This window comes from Lentzea pudingi (assembly GCF_014646255.1).
In the GTDB taxonomy this organism is placed as follows: domain Bacteria; phylum Actinomycetota; class Actinomycetes; order Mycobacteriales; family Pseudonocardiaceae; genus Lentzea; species Lentzea pudingi.
On record NZ_BMNC01000005.1, the window covers coordinates 234,714 to 247,967 of the forward strand.

Below are 13,254 nucleotides of genomic sequence, written 5' to 3' on the forward strand. Positions count from 1 at the left end.
AGGCGATGACCACTCCCACCCCACCCTGCCCGACCTGCGGGCACACCCCCACCCCGACCGGCCAGCGCGGGTTCGTCGGCCTGCGCACGATGCTGATCGTCATCAGTGGCGTGCTGTTCGGCGGCACCGTCGGCGCGCTGACCTTCCTGATGAACCACAACGTGCCCGGAGCGGTGCTCGCCGGCCTCTTCGCGCTGGGCACCGTGATCGTCACCCTGCACATGCTGCTCGACTAGGTCGTCACGGCAGGCGGTGCCGCGACCCCACCGGGACGACGAGCGGCGTCCCGGACACGGGGTCCTCGACGACCCGCGCGTCCAGCCCGAACACCTCCAGCAGCATCTCCTCGGTCAGCACCTCGGCGGGCGAGCCCTGGGCGACGATCCGCCCGGACCGCATGGCGACGACGTTGTCCGCGTACCGGGCGGCCAGGTTCAGGTCGTGCAGCACCATCACGATGGTGCGTCCCATCGAGGCGTGCAGCTCCTGCACCAGGTCCAGCACGTCGATCTGGTGGGCCAGGTCCAGGTAGGTGGTCGGCTCGTCCAGCAGCAGCAGATCGGTCCCCTGGGCGAGCGCCATGGAGATCCAGGCCCGCTGCCGCTGCCCACCGGACAGCTCGTCGACGGTCCGTTCGGCCAGGTCCAGGATTCCCGTCATCTCCAGCGCGGCGTCGACGGCCGCGGCGTCGTCGGAGGACCACTGCCGGTACCAGGACTGGTGCGGGTGCCGGCCGCGGGCGACGAGGTCCGCGACCGTGAGCCCCTCGGGAGCGGACGGGGCCTGCGGCAACATCCCCAGCACCCGGGCGACGTCCCGGGTGGACATCGACTCGATCTGCTTGCCGTCCAGCAGCACCGCGCCGGACCGGGCGGGCAGCAACCGCCCGAGGGCCTTCAGCAGGGTCGACTTGCCGCACCCGTTGGGCCCGATCACGGCGGTGACGGTCCCGCCGAGGATCGACAGGTCGAGGGAGTCGACGACCAGCCGCTCCCCGTAACCGATCGACAGCGACGAAGCTTCGAGACGCACACTCATACCCGCGCCTCCCGGCGGCTTCGGATCAGCAGGAACATCAGGTAGGGCGCACCCAGCACGGCGGTGACGACGCCGACGGGGAGCTCGGTCCGGTAGATCGTCCGCGCGACCAGGTCCGACAACATCACCAGGGCACCGCCGATCACCACCGAGCCGAACAACGGCGGCTGCGCGGTCCCGGACAACCTCAGGGCGATCTGCGGCGTGGCCAGCGCGACGAACGTGATCGGCCCGGCTGCCGCGGTGGCCACGGACGCCAGCACGATCGCCACGACGATCAGGAACGACCGCGCCACGTTGACCCGGATCCCGAGCCCGCGCGACGTCTGGTCGTCGAACTGCAGAGCCCCGAGCACATGCCCGCCGATCAACGCGACGGGGATCAGCACGACCAATGCCAGAGCCACCGGCACGACGTGCTCCCAGCCGCGGCCGTTCAACGAGCCGGTGATCCACACCATCGCGCGCCCGGCGTCCTGGACGTCGCCGACGGTCAGCAGGTAGTGCGTGAAGTTGCCGGCCACGGCGGTGATGCCGATGCCGACGAGCACCATCCGGAAGCCCTCGATGCCCTGCCGCCACGCCAGCGCGTAGACGAGCAGGCCCGCGGTCAGTCCGCCGAGGAGCCCCGCCAGCGGCACACCGATCGACGCCGCGCTGCCGGTCACCACGCCGAGCGAGCCGGCGAAGGTGATCACCGAGACCGCGCCGGCGCCCGCTCCCCACGTCACGCCGAGGATGTCCGGTGAGGCCAGCGGGTTGCGCACGATGGCCTGGAAGATCGCGCCGGACAGCCCCAGCGCGCCGCCGACCAGCAGGCCGGTCAGCGCTCGGGGCATCCGCAGTTCCACCACCACGAACTGGTCGCGGCGCGTGCCCCCGCCCAGCAGGGTGTCGACGACCTGGGCCACGGTCAGCGGGAAGTCGCCGACCATGATGTCGGCGACCAGCACGGCCGCGAGCACGACCAGCGAGGCCGCCACCACCAGCAGCGGACGGCGGCGCAGTCGGAACGAGGCCGCGCCCACGCGCAGTGCGGGCGCCTTGGCAGCGGGGGTCTTCACCGCGGTCGTCGTCAAATCTTCACCAGCTTCTTGCGCCGCACCAGGAAGATGAAGAACGGGGCACCGATCAGCGCCAGCATCACACCGACCTCCACCTCGGACGGGCGGGCGACCACCCGGCCGACGATGTCGGCGAACAGGATCAGGATCGCGCCGAGCAGCGCCGAGAAGGGCAGGATCCAGCGGTAGTCCGGGCCGGTGAACGCACGCGCGACGTGCGGCACCACGAGCCCGAGGAACCCGATCGGCCCGCACGCGGCGACGGCCCCGCCCACCAGCAACGTGATGGCGAAGATGCCCAGCGACCGCGTCCGGCGGACGTTGACGCCCAGCGACTTCGCCACGTCCTCGCCCAGCGACATGGCGTTGAGCCCCGGCGCGTTGAACGCGGCGATGAACAGGCCGATGAGCAGGAACGGCGCCACCTGCGTCAGCACCGTCAGGTCGCGGCCCGCGATGGCACCGACCTGCCAGAACCGGAACGCGTCGAGCGACTGCTGGTCGAGCAGCACGATCGCCGACACCAGGCCGTTCATCAGCGCGGAGACAGCGGCTCCGGCCAACGCGAGCGTCACCGGCGAGGGCCCGCCCCGCCCGGCCGAGCCGAGCAGGAACACCAGGACGCTCGCGATCATCGCGCCGGCGAAGGCGAACCAGATGTAGCCGACCAGCGAGTTCACGCCGAGCAGGAAGATGGAGAGCACGACCGCCAGGGCCGCGCCGTGCGTGACGCCGAGGATGCCGGGGTCCGCCAGCGGGTTGCGCGTGTGGCCCTGCATGAGAGCGCCACCCACACCGAGTGCGATGCCCACGGCGATGCCGAGCAACGTCCGCGGGATCCGCAGCTCGCGGATCACCACGTCGTCCTCGGCACCGGTCGGCGTGAAGAGACCGTGCCACACCCCGGACAGCGGGATCTCCTTCGAACCGACCGCGATGCTCGCCAGGCACACGGCGACCAGCACGACCAGCAGGAAGAGCAGGCCCAACGACCTACGACCCAAGGCCCACCCTCCTCGATCCAGACAGGAGAGGTAAGCCTAACCGAACCGGCTGGGACGACTGGGCCACCGGAGCGACGTTCTGGTCACATCAGCACCACGCACCACGACGAGGTCGAGAACTCGCGGAGAAATATCAACCCGTTGTCAGATCAACTAAAAGATCAGAAGTAAGAGCGCTTCACGATCTCGTTTGGACAGCACCGTTCTCACGACTGATGCCGGCTGGTCGTCGAGCCGTCACCCGGAAAACACGAAGGGGTTCCGAGGAATCTTCCCCGGAACCCCTTCGTGCTTTACCGAATTTCAGCCCTGCTGGTGGTAGGCGTCGAGCACCTCGGCCGGGATGCGGCCGCGGTCCGACACCTTCATGCCCTGCTTGCGGGCCCACTCGCGAATGGCCTGGTTCTGCTCACGATCCGCCGATGCGGGACGCGCCTTCACCGCACCGGCCGGACGACCCGGTCCGATCCGCTTGCGCCCACCCGCACGACGTGCACTTCCCACGAAGTCGGCAAGAGCGTCCCGCAGTTTGCCCGCATTGCCCGAGGAAAGGTCGATGGTGTAGCTGACACCATCGAGTCCGAACTCGACGGTCTCCTCAGCAGCGGAACCGTCCACGTCGTCGACGAGGGTCACCGTGACCTTCTGCGCCATGCGTATCCTCCTGGACCCCGAATGCGCGGTCACCCGCGTCGCCAACTAAAGCCTTCTTCGAGGCAGGTTAGCGCACGGGTGCCGCATTGCACCTATCGACATCCGGAAAGTTACTCATTCAGGGCGAACGAGCGGGAACAAGATGGTCTCGCGGATACCCAGGCCGGTGAGGGCCATCAGGAGCCGATCGATACCCATTCCGACGCCACCACTCGGTGGCATTCCGTACTCCAGTGATCGCAGAAAGTCTTCGTCGATCGGCATGGCCTCGTGGTCACCGGCGGCACCAAGACGCGCCTGTGCTTCGAGGCGTTCCCGCTCGATGACCGGGTCCACCAGTTCGGAGTAACCGGTGCCGAGTTCGAATCCGCGCACGTACAGATCCCACTTTTCGGCCACCCCCGGCTTGCTGCGGTGCTGCCTGGTCAGGGGGGACGTCTCGACCGGGTAGTCGCGCACGAACGTCGGCTCGTAGAGCGAGTCGCACACCAGGTGCTCCCACAGCTCCTCGACCAGCTTGCCGTGCCCGAACTTCGGGTTCACCTCGAGTTCGTGCCGGTCACAAAGCTTGCGCAGCGTCTCCGCAGGCGTCTCGGGGGTGATTTCCTCACCAACAGCTCCGGACAACGACTCGTAGATGCTGAGCGTCGTCCATTCACCCGAGAGGTCGTACTCGCTGCCGTCCGCCAGCGTGACGATCTGAGAACCCGTCACGGCTTCCGCCGCTTCCTGGATCAGCTCGCGCGTCAGTACCGCGTTCGAGTCGTACGTGGCGTAGGCCTCGTAGTACTCCAGCATCGAAAACTCGGGCGAATGCGACGAGTCCACACCCTCGTTGCGGAAGTTGCGGTTGATCTCGAAGACCTTCTCGATGCCACCGACGACGCAACGCTTCAAGTAGAGCTCCGGCGCGATGCGCAGGAACAGGTCGATGTCGAGCGCGTTCGAGTGCGTGATGAACGGACGCGCGGAGGCACCTCCCTGCAGCGTCTGCAACATCGGCGTCTCGACTTCGAGGAATCCACGCCGGTGGAACGAGTCGCGCAGAGAACGAACGACGTTCGCACGGGTCCGAACAGTGTCGCGCGCCATCGGCCTGAGGATCAGGTCGACGTAACGCTGACGAATGCGGGTTTCCTCGCCGAGTTCCTTGTGCGCTACCGGCAACGGGCGCAGCGACTTCGACGTGAGCTGCCACCCGTCGGCCATCACGGAAAGCTCGCCACGACGTGAGCTGATGACCTCACCGCTCACGAAAACGTGGTCGCCGAGGTCGACGTCGGTCTTCCACTCGGAAAGGGCTTCTTCACCGACGCCGGCGAGGCTCAGCATCGCCTGCAGTTCGGTGCCGTCGCCTTCGCGCAACGTCGCGAAGCACAGCTTTCCGGTGTTGCGCATGAACATCACGCGCCCGGTGACGCCGACCTGCTGACCGGTCTGCGTGTCGGGTTCGAGTTCGGGATGGGCGTCGCGAATCTCGCGCAACGTGTGCGTGCGCGCGACTTCGACGGGATACGGCTCCTTACCGGAAGCGAGCAGCCGCGCACGCTTCTCCCGGCGCACGCGCATCTGCTCTGGCAGGTCTTCTTCGCTGGTCACGAGGTTTTGCTTCGGCTGCTCACTCACGCGGAGAAGGGTACGGACTCCCGTGAAGTCAAAGCGAACCGGATACCGCTAATTCGCCGGAAGATCGGCAGGCGGCGCCGACCGGACCAACATGTGCACCGGTCTTCTCACCGGTGGCGTGGCTCAGAACGTTGCCGGGCGGATTCGCGGTCAGACGGGTGCGTCGTGGTGCCGCCCCCACGTTCTCGTACTGGTTGTACGGGGGCGTGGGGGCGGTGCCGCGAGGCGCCCTGCTGGGCGTGAATCCGCCCGCCGACGAGCTGGGCCACGCCACTAGGTTGGACGGATGGATCTACACGCGAGGCGAGCGGACTCGTTCGGCGCGCAGGCCGAGGCCTACGCCGAACACCGGCCTGACTATCCCGTGGCGGCCATCCGGTGGGCGCTGGAGCCGCTGGGCACCGACGAGCACTTCGACGTGCTCGACCTCGCCGCCGGCACCGGCAAGCTGACCGCGGGGCTGTGCGGGGAGGGCCACCGCGTGACGGCCGTGGAGCCCAACGAGCAGATGTTGTCCGAGCTGGTCCGCCGTGTGCACGGCGTGCGCGCGCTGCCGGGCCACGCCGAACACATCCCCGTCCCCGACCAGACCGTCGACGCCGTGTTCGTCGGCACCGCGTTCCACTGGTTCGACCAGGAGAAGGCGCTGCCGGAGATCGCGCGCGTGCTGCGGCCCGGCGGCGTGCTGGCGGCCATGTGGGTCGAGCCGGTCACGGACGTCGAGTGGGTGCGCGAGCTGGAGCAGGTGTCGGCGACCAGCGTCGAGTCGCAGCGGCAGGACCCGGTCGCGTTCATGGCGCACCCGTCGTTCACGGCGGCGGAGCACGCCACGTTCCCGCACTCCCACCGCCGGGACTCGCCGGAGGCGGCCATCGCGTGGATCAACACGCACTCGCGCATGATCGTCATCGACGAGGCCGAGCGGGCGGCGATCAGCGACAAGATGCTCGCGTACCTGCGCAGCCGCCCGGAGACGTCGAACGGGCCGTTCGACGTCCCCTTGCGCGCGAAGGTCTACCGGACGGTGCGCGTCAGCGGGTGACGGCGGGCATGTTGCGCTCGAAGACCATGCGCAACCCCAGCAGGGTCAGGTCGGGCACGTGGTGCGCGATCGTCGAGGACTCCGACACCACCAGCGGCGCGAGGCCGCCGGTGGCGATCACGGTCACGGGACCGGGGTCGGTCTGCTGGAGCTCCTCGGTGATCTTGCGCACCAGCCCGTCCACCTGGCCGACGAACCCGTAGACGATGCCGGACTGCAGGCACTCCACGGTGTTCTTGCCGATCACGCTGCGGGGCTTGATCAGCTCGACCTTGCGCAGCTGGGCGGCGCGGGAGGCGAGGGCGTCGACCGAGATCTCGATGCCCGGTGCCAGCGCGCCGCCCAGGAACTCGCCGCGCGACGAGATCACGTCGAGGTTCGTGGACGTGCCGAAGTCGACCACGATGCACGAGGTCGCGTAGAGGTGGTGCGCGGCCAGCGTGTTGATCACGCGGTCCGAGCCCACCTCCTTCGGGTTGTCGACGAGCAGCGGGACGCCGGTCTTCACGCCCGGCTCCACCAGGATCTTCGGCACGGCGTCGTAGTAGCGGCCGAGCATGACCCGCAGCTCGCGCAGCACCGCGGGCACGGTGGACAGCGCGGAGATGCCGGTGATCTTGTCGGCGTACTCGCCGAGCAGGCCGCGCATGGTCAGCGCGAGCTCGTCGGCGGTCATCCTGGCGTCGGTGCGCATGCGCCAGTCGCGCACGAGCGGGGCCGAGTCGCCGAGCCCGTCGTACAGACCGAGCACGATGTTGGTGTTGCCGACGTCGATGGCGAGCAGCACGGTGTGTTCCTCAGTTCTCGGTCTTGATCAACGCGTCCAGCGCGGTCGCCTCAACGGTCTCAGAAGACGGCGCGCTCGTGGAGCCGTTCACCAGACCGGAGCCTTCTGGGGCGTGCGCGGGGTCGGTGCCGAGGTCGGCGACCTTGTTGTCGGCGTCCACGAAGACGACGCGCGGCTTGTAGGCGCGCGCCTCGGCGTCGTCCATCTGCCCGTACGCGATCAGGATCACGATGTCGCCGGGGTGCACCAGGTGCGCCGCGGCGCCGTTGATGCCCAGCACGCCGGTGCCGCGCTCGCCGGGGATGACGTAGGTCTCCAGGCGGGCGCCGTTGGTGACGTCGACGATGGCGACCTGTTCGCCCGCCAGCAGGTCGGCGGCCTCCATCAGGTCCTCGTCCACCGTCACCGAGCCGACGTAGTGCAGGTCGGCCTGCGTCACGGTCGCGCGGTGGATCTTGGACTTCAGCATCGTGCGGAACATGTCATTCCCCCTACTCGTCGCCGTCGCCGAGCAACACCGCGATGTTGTCGATCAGGCGGGTGGAACCGACGCGGGCCGCGACGAGCAGCCTGGCGTCGCCGTTCTCCGGCGCGGGACCGAGGCCGGGCCCGCGCAGTTCCAGGTAGTCCAGCTCGATCTCGGGCGTCTGCGCCAGCACCTCGTGCGCGGCCTTGAGCACCGCTTCTCCGCCCTGGGCCGACACGTGCGCGCCGGCGGTCAGCGCGGCCGACAGCGTCACGGCGTGGTGGCGCTGCTCCGGCGTCAGGTAGGCGTTGCGCGACGACAGCGCGAGGCCGTCGTGCTCGCGGACGGTCGGCACGCCGACGACGTCCAGCGGGAAGTTGAGGTCGCGCGCCATCTTGTGGATGAGCTGCAGCTGCTGGTAGTCCTTCTGCCCGAACACCGCGAACGTGGGCTGCACGATGTTGAACAGCTTCGACACGACCGTGAGCACGCCCGCGAAGTGGCCGGGGCGCACGGCGCCCTCCAGCTCGTCGCCCAGCGGTCCGGGGTGGACGGTGACCTGCGCGCCCTCGGGGTACATGTCCTCGACGGAAGGCGCGAACACCAGGCCCACGCGCTCCTCGCGGCAGATGTCCACATCGGACTCGAACTGGCGCGGGTACTTCGCGAGGTCCTCGTTCGGCCCGAACTGCAGCGGGTTCACGAAGATCGACACCACGACCACCGTGTTCTGCATGACCTTGGCCTCGCGGATCAGCTGCCGGTGGCCCGCGTGCAGGGCGCCCATCGTGGGCACGAGTGCGACGTTGCGCCCGGCGTTGCGCAGGGTCCTGACGACCCTGTTCAGCCGCGCGGGATCGCGGTGCACCGTGACGTCGTCCGGGCGGTAGTCGTCCTTGGTCAGTGGCTTCGTCACGTCAGTCCTCGAGAGTGGTGCGAACGTCGTTGGCCGCGTCGGGTTTGAGCAGCCCGGAGTGTTCGGCCCGCTCGGCGGTGCGGCGGGCCAGCACGCGGTAGCTGGGCAGGGTCTCGGGTGCCTGTCGCGCGAGCACGCCGAGGTGCTTGCGCAAGGTACCCGTGTCGCCGCGGGCGACCGGACCGGTGAGGGCGCGGTCACCGTGGCGCAGCGCGTTGTCGAGCGCGGCGGACAGCAGTGGGCCGAGCAGGCGCTCGGCGTTGGCGACGCCGGCGTTCGTGAGCAGGTCCGCGGCGTCCCGGACCAGCGTGATCAGGTGGTTCGCGCCGTGGGCCAGCGCCGCGTGGTAGAGCGGGCGGACGGACTCGGGCACCCGGACCGGTTCGGCGTCCATCTCGACGACCAGCGCCTCGCCGACGCTCCAGGCCACCTCGTCGCCGTCCGCGGCCGTGACCCCGACGCACGCGGAGTTCATCCGCTGCAGGTCCTCCGAGCGGCCGGTGAACGTCATGACGGGGTGCAGCGCGAGCGTGAGCGCGCCCAGTTCGGCAGCGGGTTCGAGAACTTGCACGCCCTGCGCGCCGCTGGCGTGCACGACGATCTGGCCCGCGCGCAGCGAACCGGTGGCGACGAGGCCCTTGACCAGGCCTTCCAACGCGTCGTCCGGCACGGCCAGCAGCACCAGGTCGGCACGTGCGGCGACCTCGGTGGGATCGGCGAGGGGGACGCCGGGCAGCAGTTCGTCCGCGCGGTCGCGGGAGGCCTGGGAGACGGCGGAAACGCCGGTCACCACGTGGCCCGTCCTGGCCAGCGCGGCGCCCAGCACGGAGCCGACGCGGCCTGCCGAGATGACACCGACGGCGAGCCTCGCCGGACGTGGGGTCGCGTCCATGCGACTAACTCCTTCTGACGTTCCAGTCCCTTGTGCGGGTACCAGACGACGCCGCCGAGGGTAGTCCCGGACCGACCGGCTTTCGCCCGTCGGTGACGGGACTCACCGGCGGGCGGCGGCCCTGGCGGCGTGCAACGAGTCGAGCAGCACCCCGTGGCGGTGCTCGGCGCTCTGACCGGCCGTCCCCTGCTCGATGCGGTACCGCAGGAAGGCCAGTTCGGTGACGGCGATCTGGTAGTTCTTCACGGCCTTGACCGAGGCCTCGCCCGACTTGCGCTTGACCGCCCGCAGCCAGTTCCTGCGGCCGTTGAGGCTCGCGAGCAGGGCGACCTCGCTGTTGGCGATCCACCGGTTCTGCGCCATCGCGGCGAGCTGCCCCGCGACGATCCGCTGCTCGCGCCGGCGCTGCCACACCACGATCGTGACGGCGCCGGCGAACACCGGCACCATGATCAGGAAGTACAGGTTGATGAACGCGGACCCGGTGCCGACCGTGGTCGAGAAGTTCCACAGGGAGTGCAGCCCGACGGCGGTGAGGTAGCCGCCGATCGGCGCGAGGACGCGGACCGTGGAGTTGCTCGTGGCCACCGCGACGCCGACGCCGATGCCCGTCATGGCCGTGAAGAGCGGGTGCGCGAACGGCGAGAGGACGCCTCGCAGGACGAACAGCGCGACGACGCCGCCACTCATGTTGCCGAGGCCGTCCTCCAGGAAGACCCGGCCGAAGTACCAGATGTTCTCGGTGAACGCGAAGCCCGCGGCCGTGATGCCGGCGTAGACCATGCCGTCCACGACACCGTCGAACTCGTGGCGGCGGCGGACGAACACGGCGATGAGGAACGCGGCCTTGGTGGCCTCCTCGACGATCGGCGCCCCGATCACGGCGGTGAACGTCGCACCGTCCTGGCCCAGCAGGTCACCGAGCACCCTCGACGTCTGGTTGAACGCGAGCGAGCTGATCGTCGCGCCGCACGAGCCCCAGACGAACGCGAAGAGCAGCATCCTCGCCGGTTCCGGTTCCCAGCGGTCGATCCACAGGAACGCGCTCACCACGAACGCGACGGGGATCAGGGCCGCGGCGGCACCGACCAGCAGCGGCTCGATGCCGATGCTCGACGTGCCCAGTGCGAACAGCACGAGCCCGGCCGCGGCGAGCGCGATCAGCGCCACGACCGGGAAGAGAACGGTCCAGCGGCGCTGCTCGATGCGCTTCTTCGTCGGCGTCGGCGTCAGGTCGGCGTCGGTCACGGGAAATGACCTTAGATGCACACTTGTCCGATGTTCGACTGGGAAGCCGCTTGGCACGCCGCGCTGTACGGGCCGGGTGGCTTCTTCGCGCGCGGCGAGAAGCCTTCTTCGCACTTCCGGACGTCTCCGCTGGTCGGTCCGGAGCTGGCACTCGGACTGCTGGAGCTGCTGTCCAGGGTGGATGCCGCGCTCGGGTCTCCCCCGGTCGTGGACTTCGTGGACGTCGGTGCCGGTGGTGGTGAGCTGGCGTTCGCGGTGCGTTCACTCGCGTCGGGGTCGCTGGCCGCGCGGCTCCGGGTGACCGCGGTCGAGGTCGGTCCCTTCGTCGACCTGCCCGGGGTTCGGTGGACCTCCTCGGTCCCGTCGTGCGTCGGGCTGCTGGTCGGGCACGAGTGGCTCGACGCGATCCCCTGCCCGGTGGTGACCGGGCCCTCCGCCGATCCGTGGATCACCCGGTGGTGGCCGTCGCTGGCTGACGGTGAGATGGCCGAGGTGGGAGCGCCTCGGGACGCGGCGTGGGCTGCCGCGGTGTCGTCGGTGCGCGGGGCGGCGCTGGCGATCGACTACGGGCATCTGGTGTCGTCGCGGCACTTCTCGTTGACCGGGTACCGGGACGGGCGTCAGGTTCCTCCGGTCTTCGACGGTTCCTGTGACATCACGGCGCACGTCGCCCTGGACGCTTGTGCCGCTGCGGCCGGTGGGGACTTCGTGCTGGTGTCGCAGCGCGATGCGTTGGGGGCCTTGGGGTTGAGCGGAGAGGTGTCCGGTTCCGGGTGGGACTGGCTGGAGTCCGCCTCGCGGGCTGGGCGGATCGCGGAGTTGCGTTCGGTTCGTGGGCTGGGGTCGTTCGGGTGGTTGTTGCACGCGCGTGGGGTGGCCTTGCCGGACCTGTTGCCCGTGTTGCCGCCCTGGCGTCCGAATCCCGCCAGCTATTCAGGGTGCTGACGACGATCGTTAAGGGCATGCGAATCCACACCGTGTCCCCGTCCGACTCGTTCTCCGACGCCGGCCGCGAGTACCGCGCGTCTGAGCCTGGGGTGCCGTTGCGGTGCTGCCTGCGGAAGTCGCTGGAGGGTGAGCCGGTGTGGCTGTTCCGCTACTCGCCCTCGTCCGGCAAGGGCCCCTACTCGGAGATCGGCCCGGTGTTCACGCACGTGGACTGCCCGGGCGGCGCTTCGTTGGATCGTCTCCCCGTAGAATTGTTGAACAATCCCCGGATCCTACGTTCCTACAACGCTGCAGGTCAGATCCACGATGGCGAGGTGGTGGAACCCGGATCGTTCGATCGTACGATCGTCGATTTGTTCAACAATCCCTCAATCGAGTCGATCCAGGTCCGCAGCGTGTCGCACGGCTGCTTCTTCTTCGCGATCACCAGGGCCTGAGCGCCGCCCCGGCTCGTGAAAGCATGCTCGGGTGAGCGAGCAGATCACCGTCGGCGTGGGCGCGGGCGCCCGGTACCTGGGCGTGGACCGCGTGATCGACCTGGGCCCGCTGCACCCGTCGGCCCACGGCGCCTACCGCCTGCGCCTGACCGTGACCCCGGACCTCGTGATCACCGCGGCGGACCCGCTGGTGGGCCACCTGCACCGCGGCGCCGAGAAGCTCTTCGAGGTGCGCGACTACCGCCAGGTCCTCACTCTCGCGAACCGCCACGACTGGCTCTCGGCGTTCTGCAACGAACTCGCCGTGGCGCTGGCCGTGGAACGCATGACGGGCATGGACGTCCCGGCCCGAGCCCAATGGCTACGAGCCCTGCTCTGCGAACTGAACCGCCTCATGGCGCACATGGTCTTCCTGACCCCGTTGTCCCCCAACGCCGCCACGTACCGCGAGGGCGTGCAGGCGTTGATGGAGGAGGCGTCGGGCGGACGCATCCACTTCATGTTCAACAGGATCGGCGGCCTGCGCGAGGACGTCCCGGCAGGCTGGACCACGCGGGTCGCCACCTTCCTGTCCACAGTGGACGCAGCGGCGCTGACCATCGACTTCGCCGCCCTGGAAGGACTCGGCGTCCTCCCGCACGAGGACGCCCTGGCGTACGGCGTCACGGGCCCCATCGGCCGGGCCAGCGGCGTGGACTTCGACCTGCGCCGCGACGACCCACTGCCCGCCTACGAGACCTTGGGCTTCACACCCGTGGTCCGCACCGAAGGCGACGCGGCCGCACGCGTCCGGTGCCTGGTCGACGAGGTCCAGAAGTCGGTGGAACTGGCGCACGCGTGCCTGGACCAGCTCCCGCAGGGCCCGGTGAACCTCAGGCTGCCCAAGGCGATCAAGGCTCCGGAGGGCTCCGTCTACACGCGAGTCGAGGCCCCGCTGGGCACCTCGGGCGTACACCTGTCGTCACGCGGCGAGAAGACTCCGTGGCGCCTCAAGCTCCGCACGCCGTCGTTCAACAACGTGCAGGCCCTGTCCGCGTTGCTGCCCGGCACGAAGGTGGACGACCTGCCGGCCGTGCTGAGCTCGTTCGCCGTGATCGTCGGCGACATCGACAAGTAACCGGGACCGGCCGGT

15 protein-coding genes are annotated in these 13,254 nt (G+C 69.3%); 5 read left to right on the forward strand and 10 right to left on the reverse strand.

Translation table 11 applies throughout. The features are described 5' to 3' along the window. Window positions 1–5 precede the first annotated feature (5 nt). A complete protein-coding gene (locus IEY88_RS19995) occupies window positions 6–236 on the forward strand; it encodes a hypothetical protein (protein WP_189156301.1) in 231 nt (76 codons plus the stop codon). Window positions 237–240: 4 nt separating this feature from the next. On the opposite strand, the gene IEY88_RS20000 is transcribed toward IEY88_RS19995, so the two are convergent. From IEY88_RS20000 to lysS, 5 genes are all read right to left on the reverse strand, one after another. Then, window positions 241–1,038 carry an ABC transporter ATP-binding protein gene (locus IEY88_RS20000; protein WP_189156302.1) on the reverse strand — a complete coding sequence of 266 codons (798 nt, stop codon included), beginning with the start codon at window positions 1,036–1,038 and terminating at the stop codon, window positions 241–243. Next, on the reverse strand, window positions 1,035–2,102 hold the full coding sequence (locus tag IEY88_RS20005; protein WP_229693566.1) for a FecCD family ABC transporter permease: 1,068 nt from the start codon (window positions 2,100–2,102) through the stop codon (window positions 1,035–1,037). Before IEY88_RS20005 ends, IEY88_RS20000 begins: the two co-directional genes overlap by 4 nt. A gap of 11 nt (window positions 2,103–2,113) precedes the next feature. Then, window positions 2,114–3,106, reverse strand: coding sequence for a FecCD family ABC transporter permease (locus IEY88_RS20010; protein WP_229693567.1), 993 nt, complete (start codon window positions 3,104–3,106; stop codon window positions 2,114–2,116). 303 nt (window positions 3,107–3,409) lie between these two features. Beyond that, on the reverse strand, window positions 3,410–3,760 hold the full coding sequence (locus IEY88_RS20015) for a histone-like nucleoid-structuring protein Lsr2 (RefSeq protein ID WP_189156303.1): 351 nt from the start codon (window positions 3,758–3,760) through the stop codon (window positions 3,410–3,412). Between the two features lie 114 nt (window positions 3,761–3,874). Next, on the reverse strand, window positions 3,875–5,329 hold the full coding sequence (gene lysS / locus IEY88_RS20020) for a lysine--tRNA ligase (RefSeq protein ID WP_189156646.1): 1,455 nt from the start codon (window positions 5,327–5,329) through the stop codon (window positions 3,875–3,877). 343 nt (window positions 5,330–5,672) lie between these two features. Here lysS and IEY88_RS20025 point away from each other — a divergent pair, with 343 nt between their 5' ends. Next, entirely contained in the window at window positions 5,673–6,428 is a 756-nt protein-coding gene (locus IEY88_RS20025) for a class I SAM-dependent methyltransferase (RefSeq protein WP_189156304.1), read from the forward strand. Here IEY88_RS20025 and IEY88_RS20030 read toward each other — a convergent pair. The 5 genes from IEY88_RS20030 to IEY88_RS20050 all read right to left on the reverse strand — a co-directional run bounded on the left by IEY88_RS20030 (window position 6,418) and on the right by IEY88_RS20050 (window position 10,737). Continuing rightward, the gene (locus tag IEY88_RS20030) at window positions 6,418–7,215 is read right to left on the reverse strand and encodes a type III pantothenate kinase (protein WP_189156305.1); all 798 of its coding nucleotides are present in this window, start codon (window positions 7,213–7,215) and stop codon (window positions 6,418–6,420) included. The genes IEY88_RS20025 and IEY88_RS20030 overlap by 11 nt on opposite strands. A 10-nt stretch (window positions 7,216–7,225) precedes the next feature. Further along, window positions 7,226–7,696, reverse strand: a complete 471-nt coding sequence (panD, locus tag IEY88_RS20035) for an aspartate 1-decarboxylase (protein WP_189156306.1) — start codon at window positions 7,694–7,696, stop codon at window positions 7,226–7,228. Between the two features lie 10 nt (window positions 7,697–7,706). Beyond that, a complete protein-coding gene (gene panC / locus IEY88_RS20040) occupies window positions 7,707–8,597 on the reverse strand; it encodes a pantoate--beta-alanine ligase (RefSeq protein ID WP_189156307.1) in 891 nt (296 codons plus the stop codon). 1 nt (window position 8,598) lies between these two features. After that, window positions 8,599–9,489: a Rossmann-like and DUF2520 domain-containing protein gene (locus IEY88_RS20045; protein ID WP_189156308.1), complete on the reverse strand. Its 891-nt coding sequence runs from the start codon at window positions 9,487–9,489 to the stop codon at window positions 8,599–8,601. Window positions 9,490–9,591: 102 nt separating this feature from the next. Beyond that, window positions 9,592–10,737, reverse strand: a complete 1,146-nt coding sequence (locus IEY88_RS20050; RefSeq protein WP_229693568.1) for a PrsW family intramembrane metalloprotease — start codon at window positions 10,735–10,737, stop codon at window positions 9,592–9,594. Between the two features lie 30 nt (window positions 10,738–10,767). Between IEY88_RS20050 and IEY88_RS20055 the strand changes: the two genes are divergently transcribed. Genes IEY88_RS20055 through IEY88_RS20065 form a run of 3 tightly spaced genes read left to right on the forward strand, consistent with a single transcriptional unit; the run spans window position 10,768 to window position 13,239 of the window. Continuing rightward, complete coding sequence (locus tag IEY88_RS20055) at window positions 10,768–11,682, forward strand: SAM-dependent methyltransferase (protein ID WP_189156309.1); 915 nt, start codon at window positions 10,768–10,770, stop codon at window positions 11,680–11,682. Continuing rightward, window positions 11,676–12,122, forward strand: coding sequence for a DUF1203 domain-containing protein (locus tag IEY88_RS20060; protein WP_189156310.1), 447 nt, complete (start codon window positions 11,676–11,678; stop codon window positions 12,120–12,122). The genes IEY88_RS20055 and IEY88_RS20060 overlap by 7 nt, the downstream gene beginning before the upstream one ends. A 31-nt stretch (window positions 12,123–12,153) precedes the next feature. Further along, entirely contained in the window at window positions 12,154–13,239 is a 1,086-nt protein-coding gene (locus IEY88_RS20065) for an NADH-quinone oxidoreductase subunit D (RefSeq protein WP_189156311.1), read from the forward strand. The last annotated feature ends 15 nt before the right edge of the window (window positions 13,240–13,254 follow it).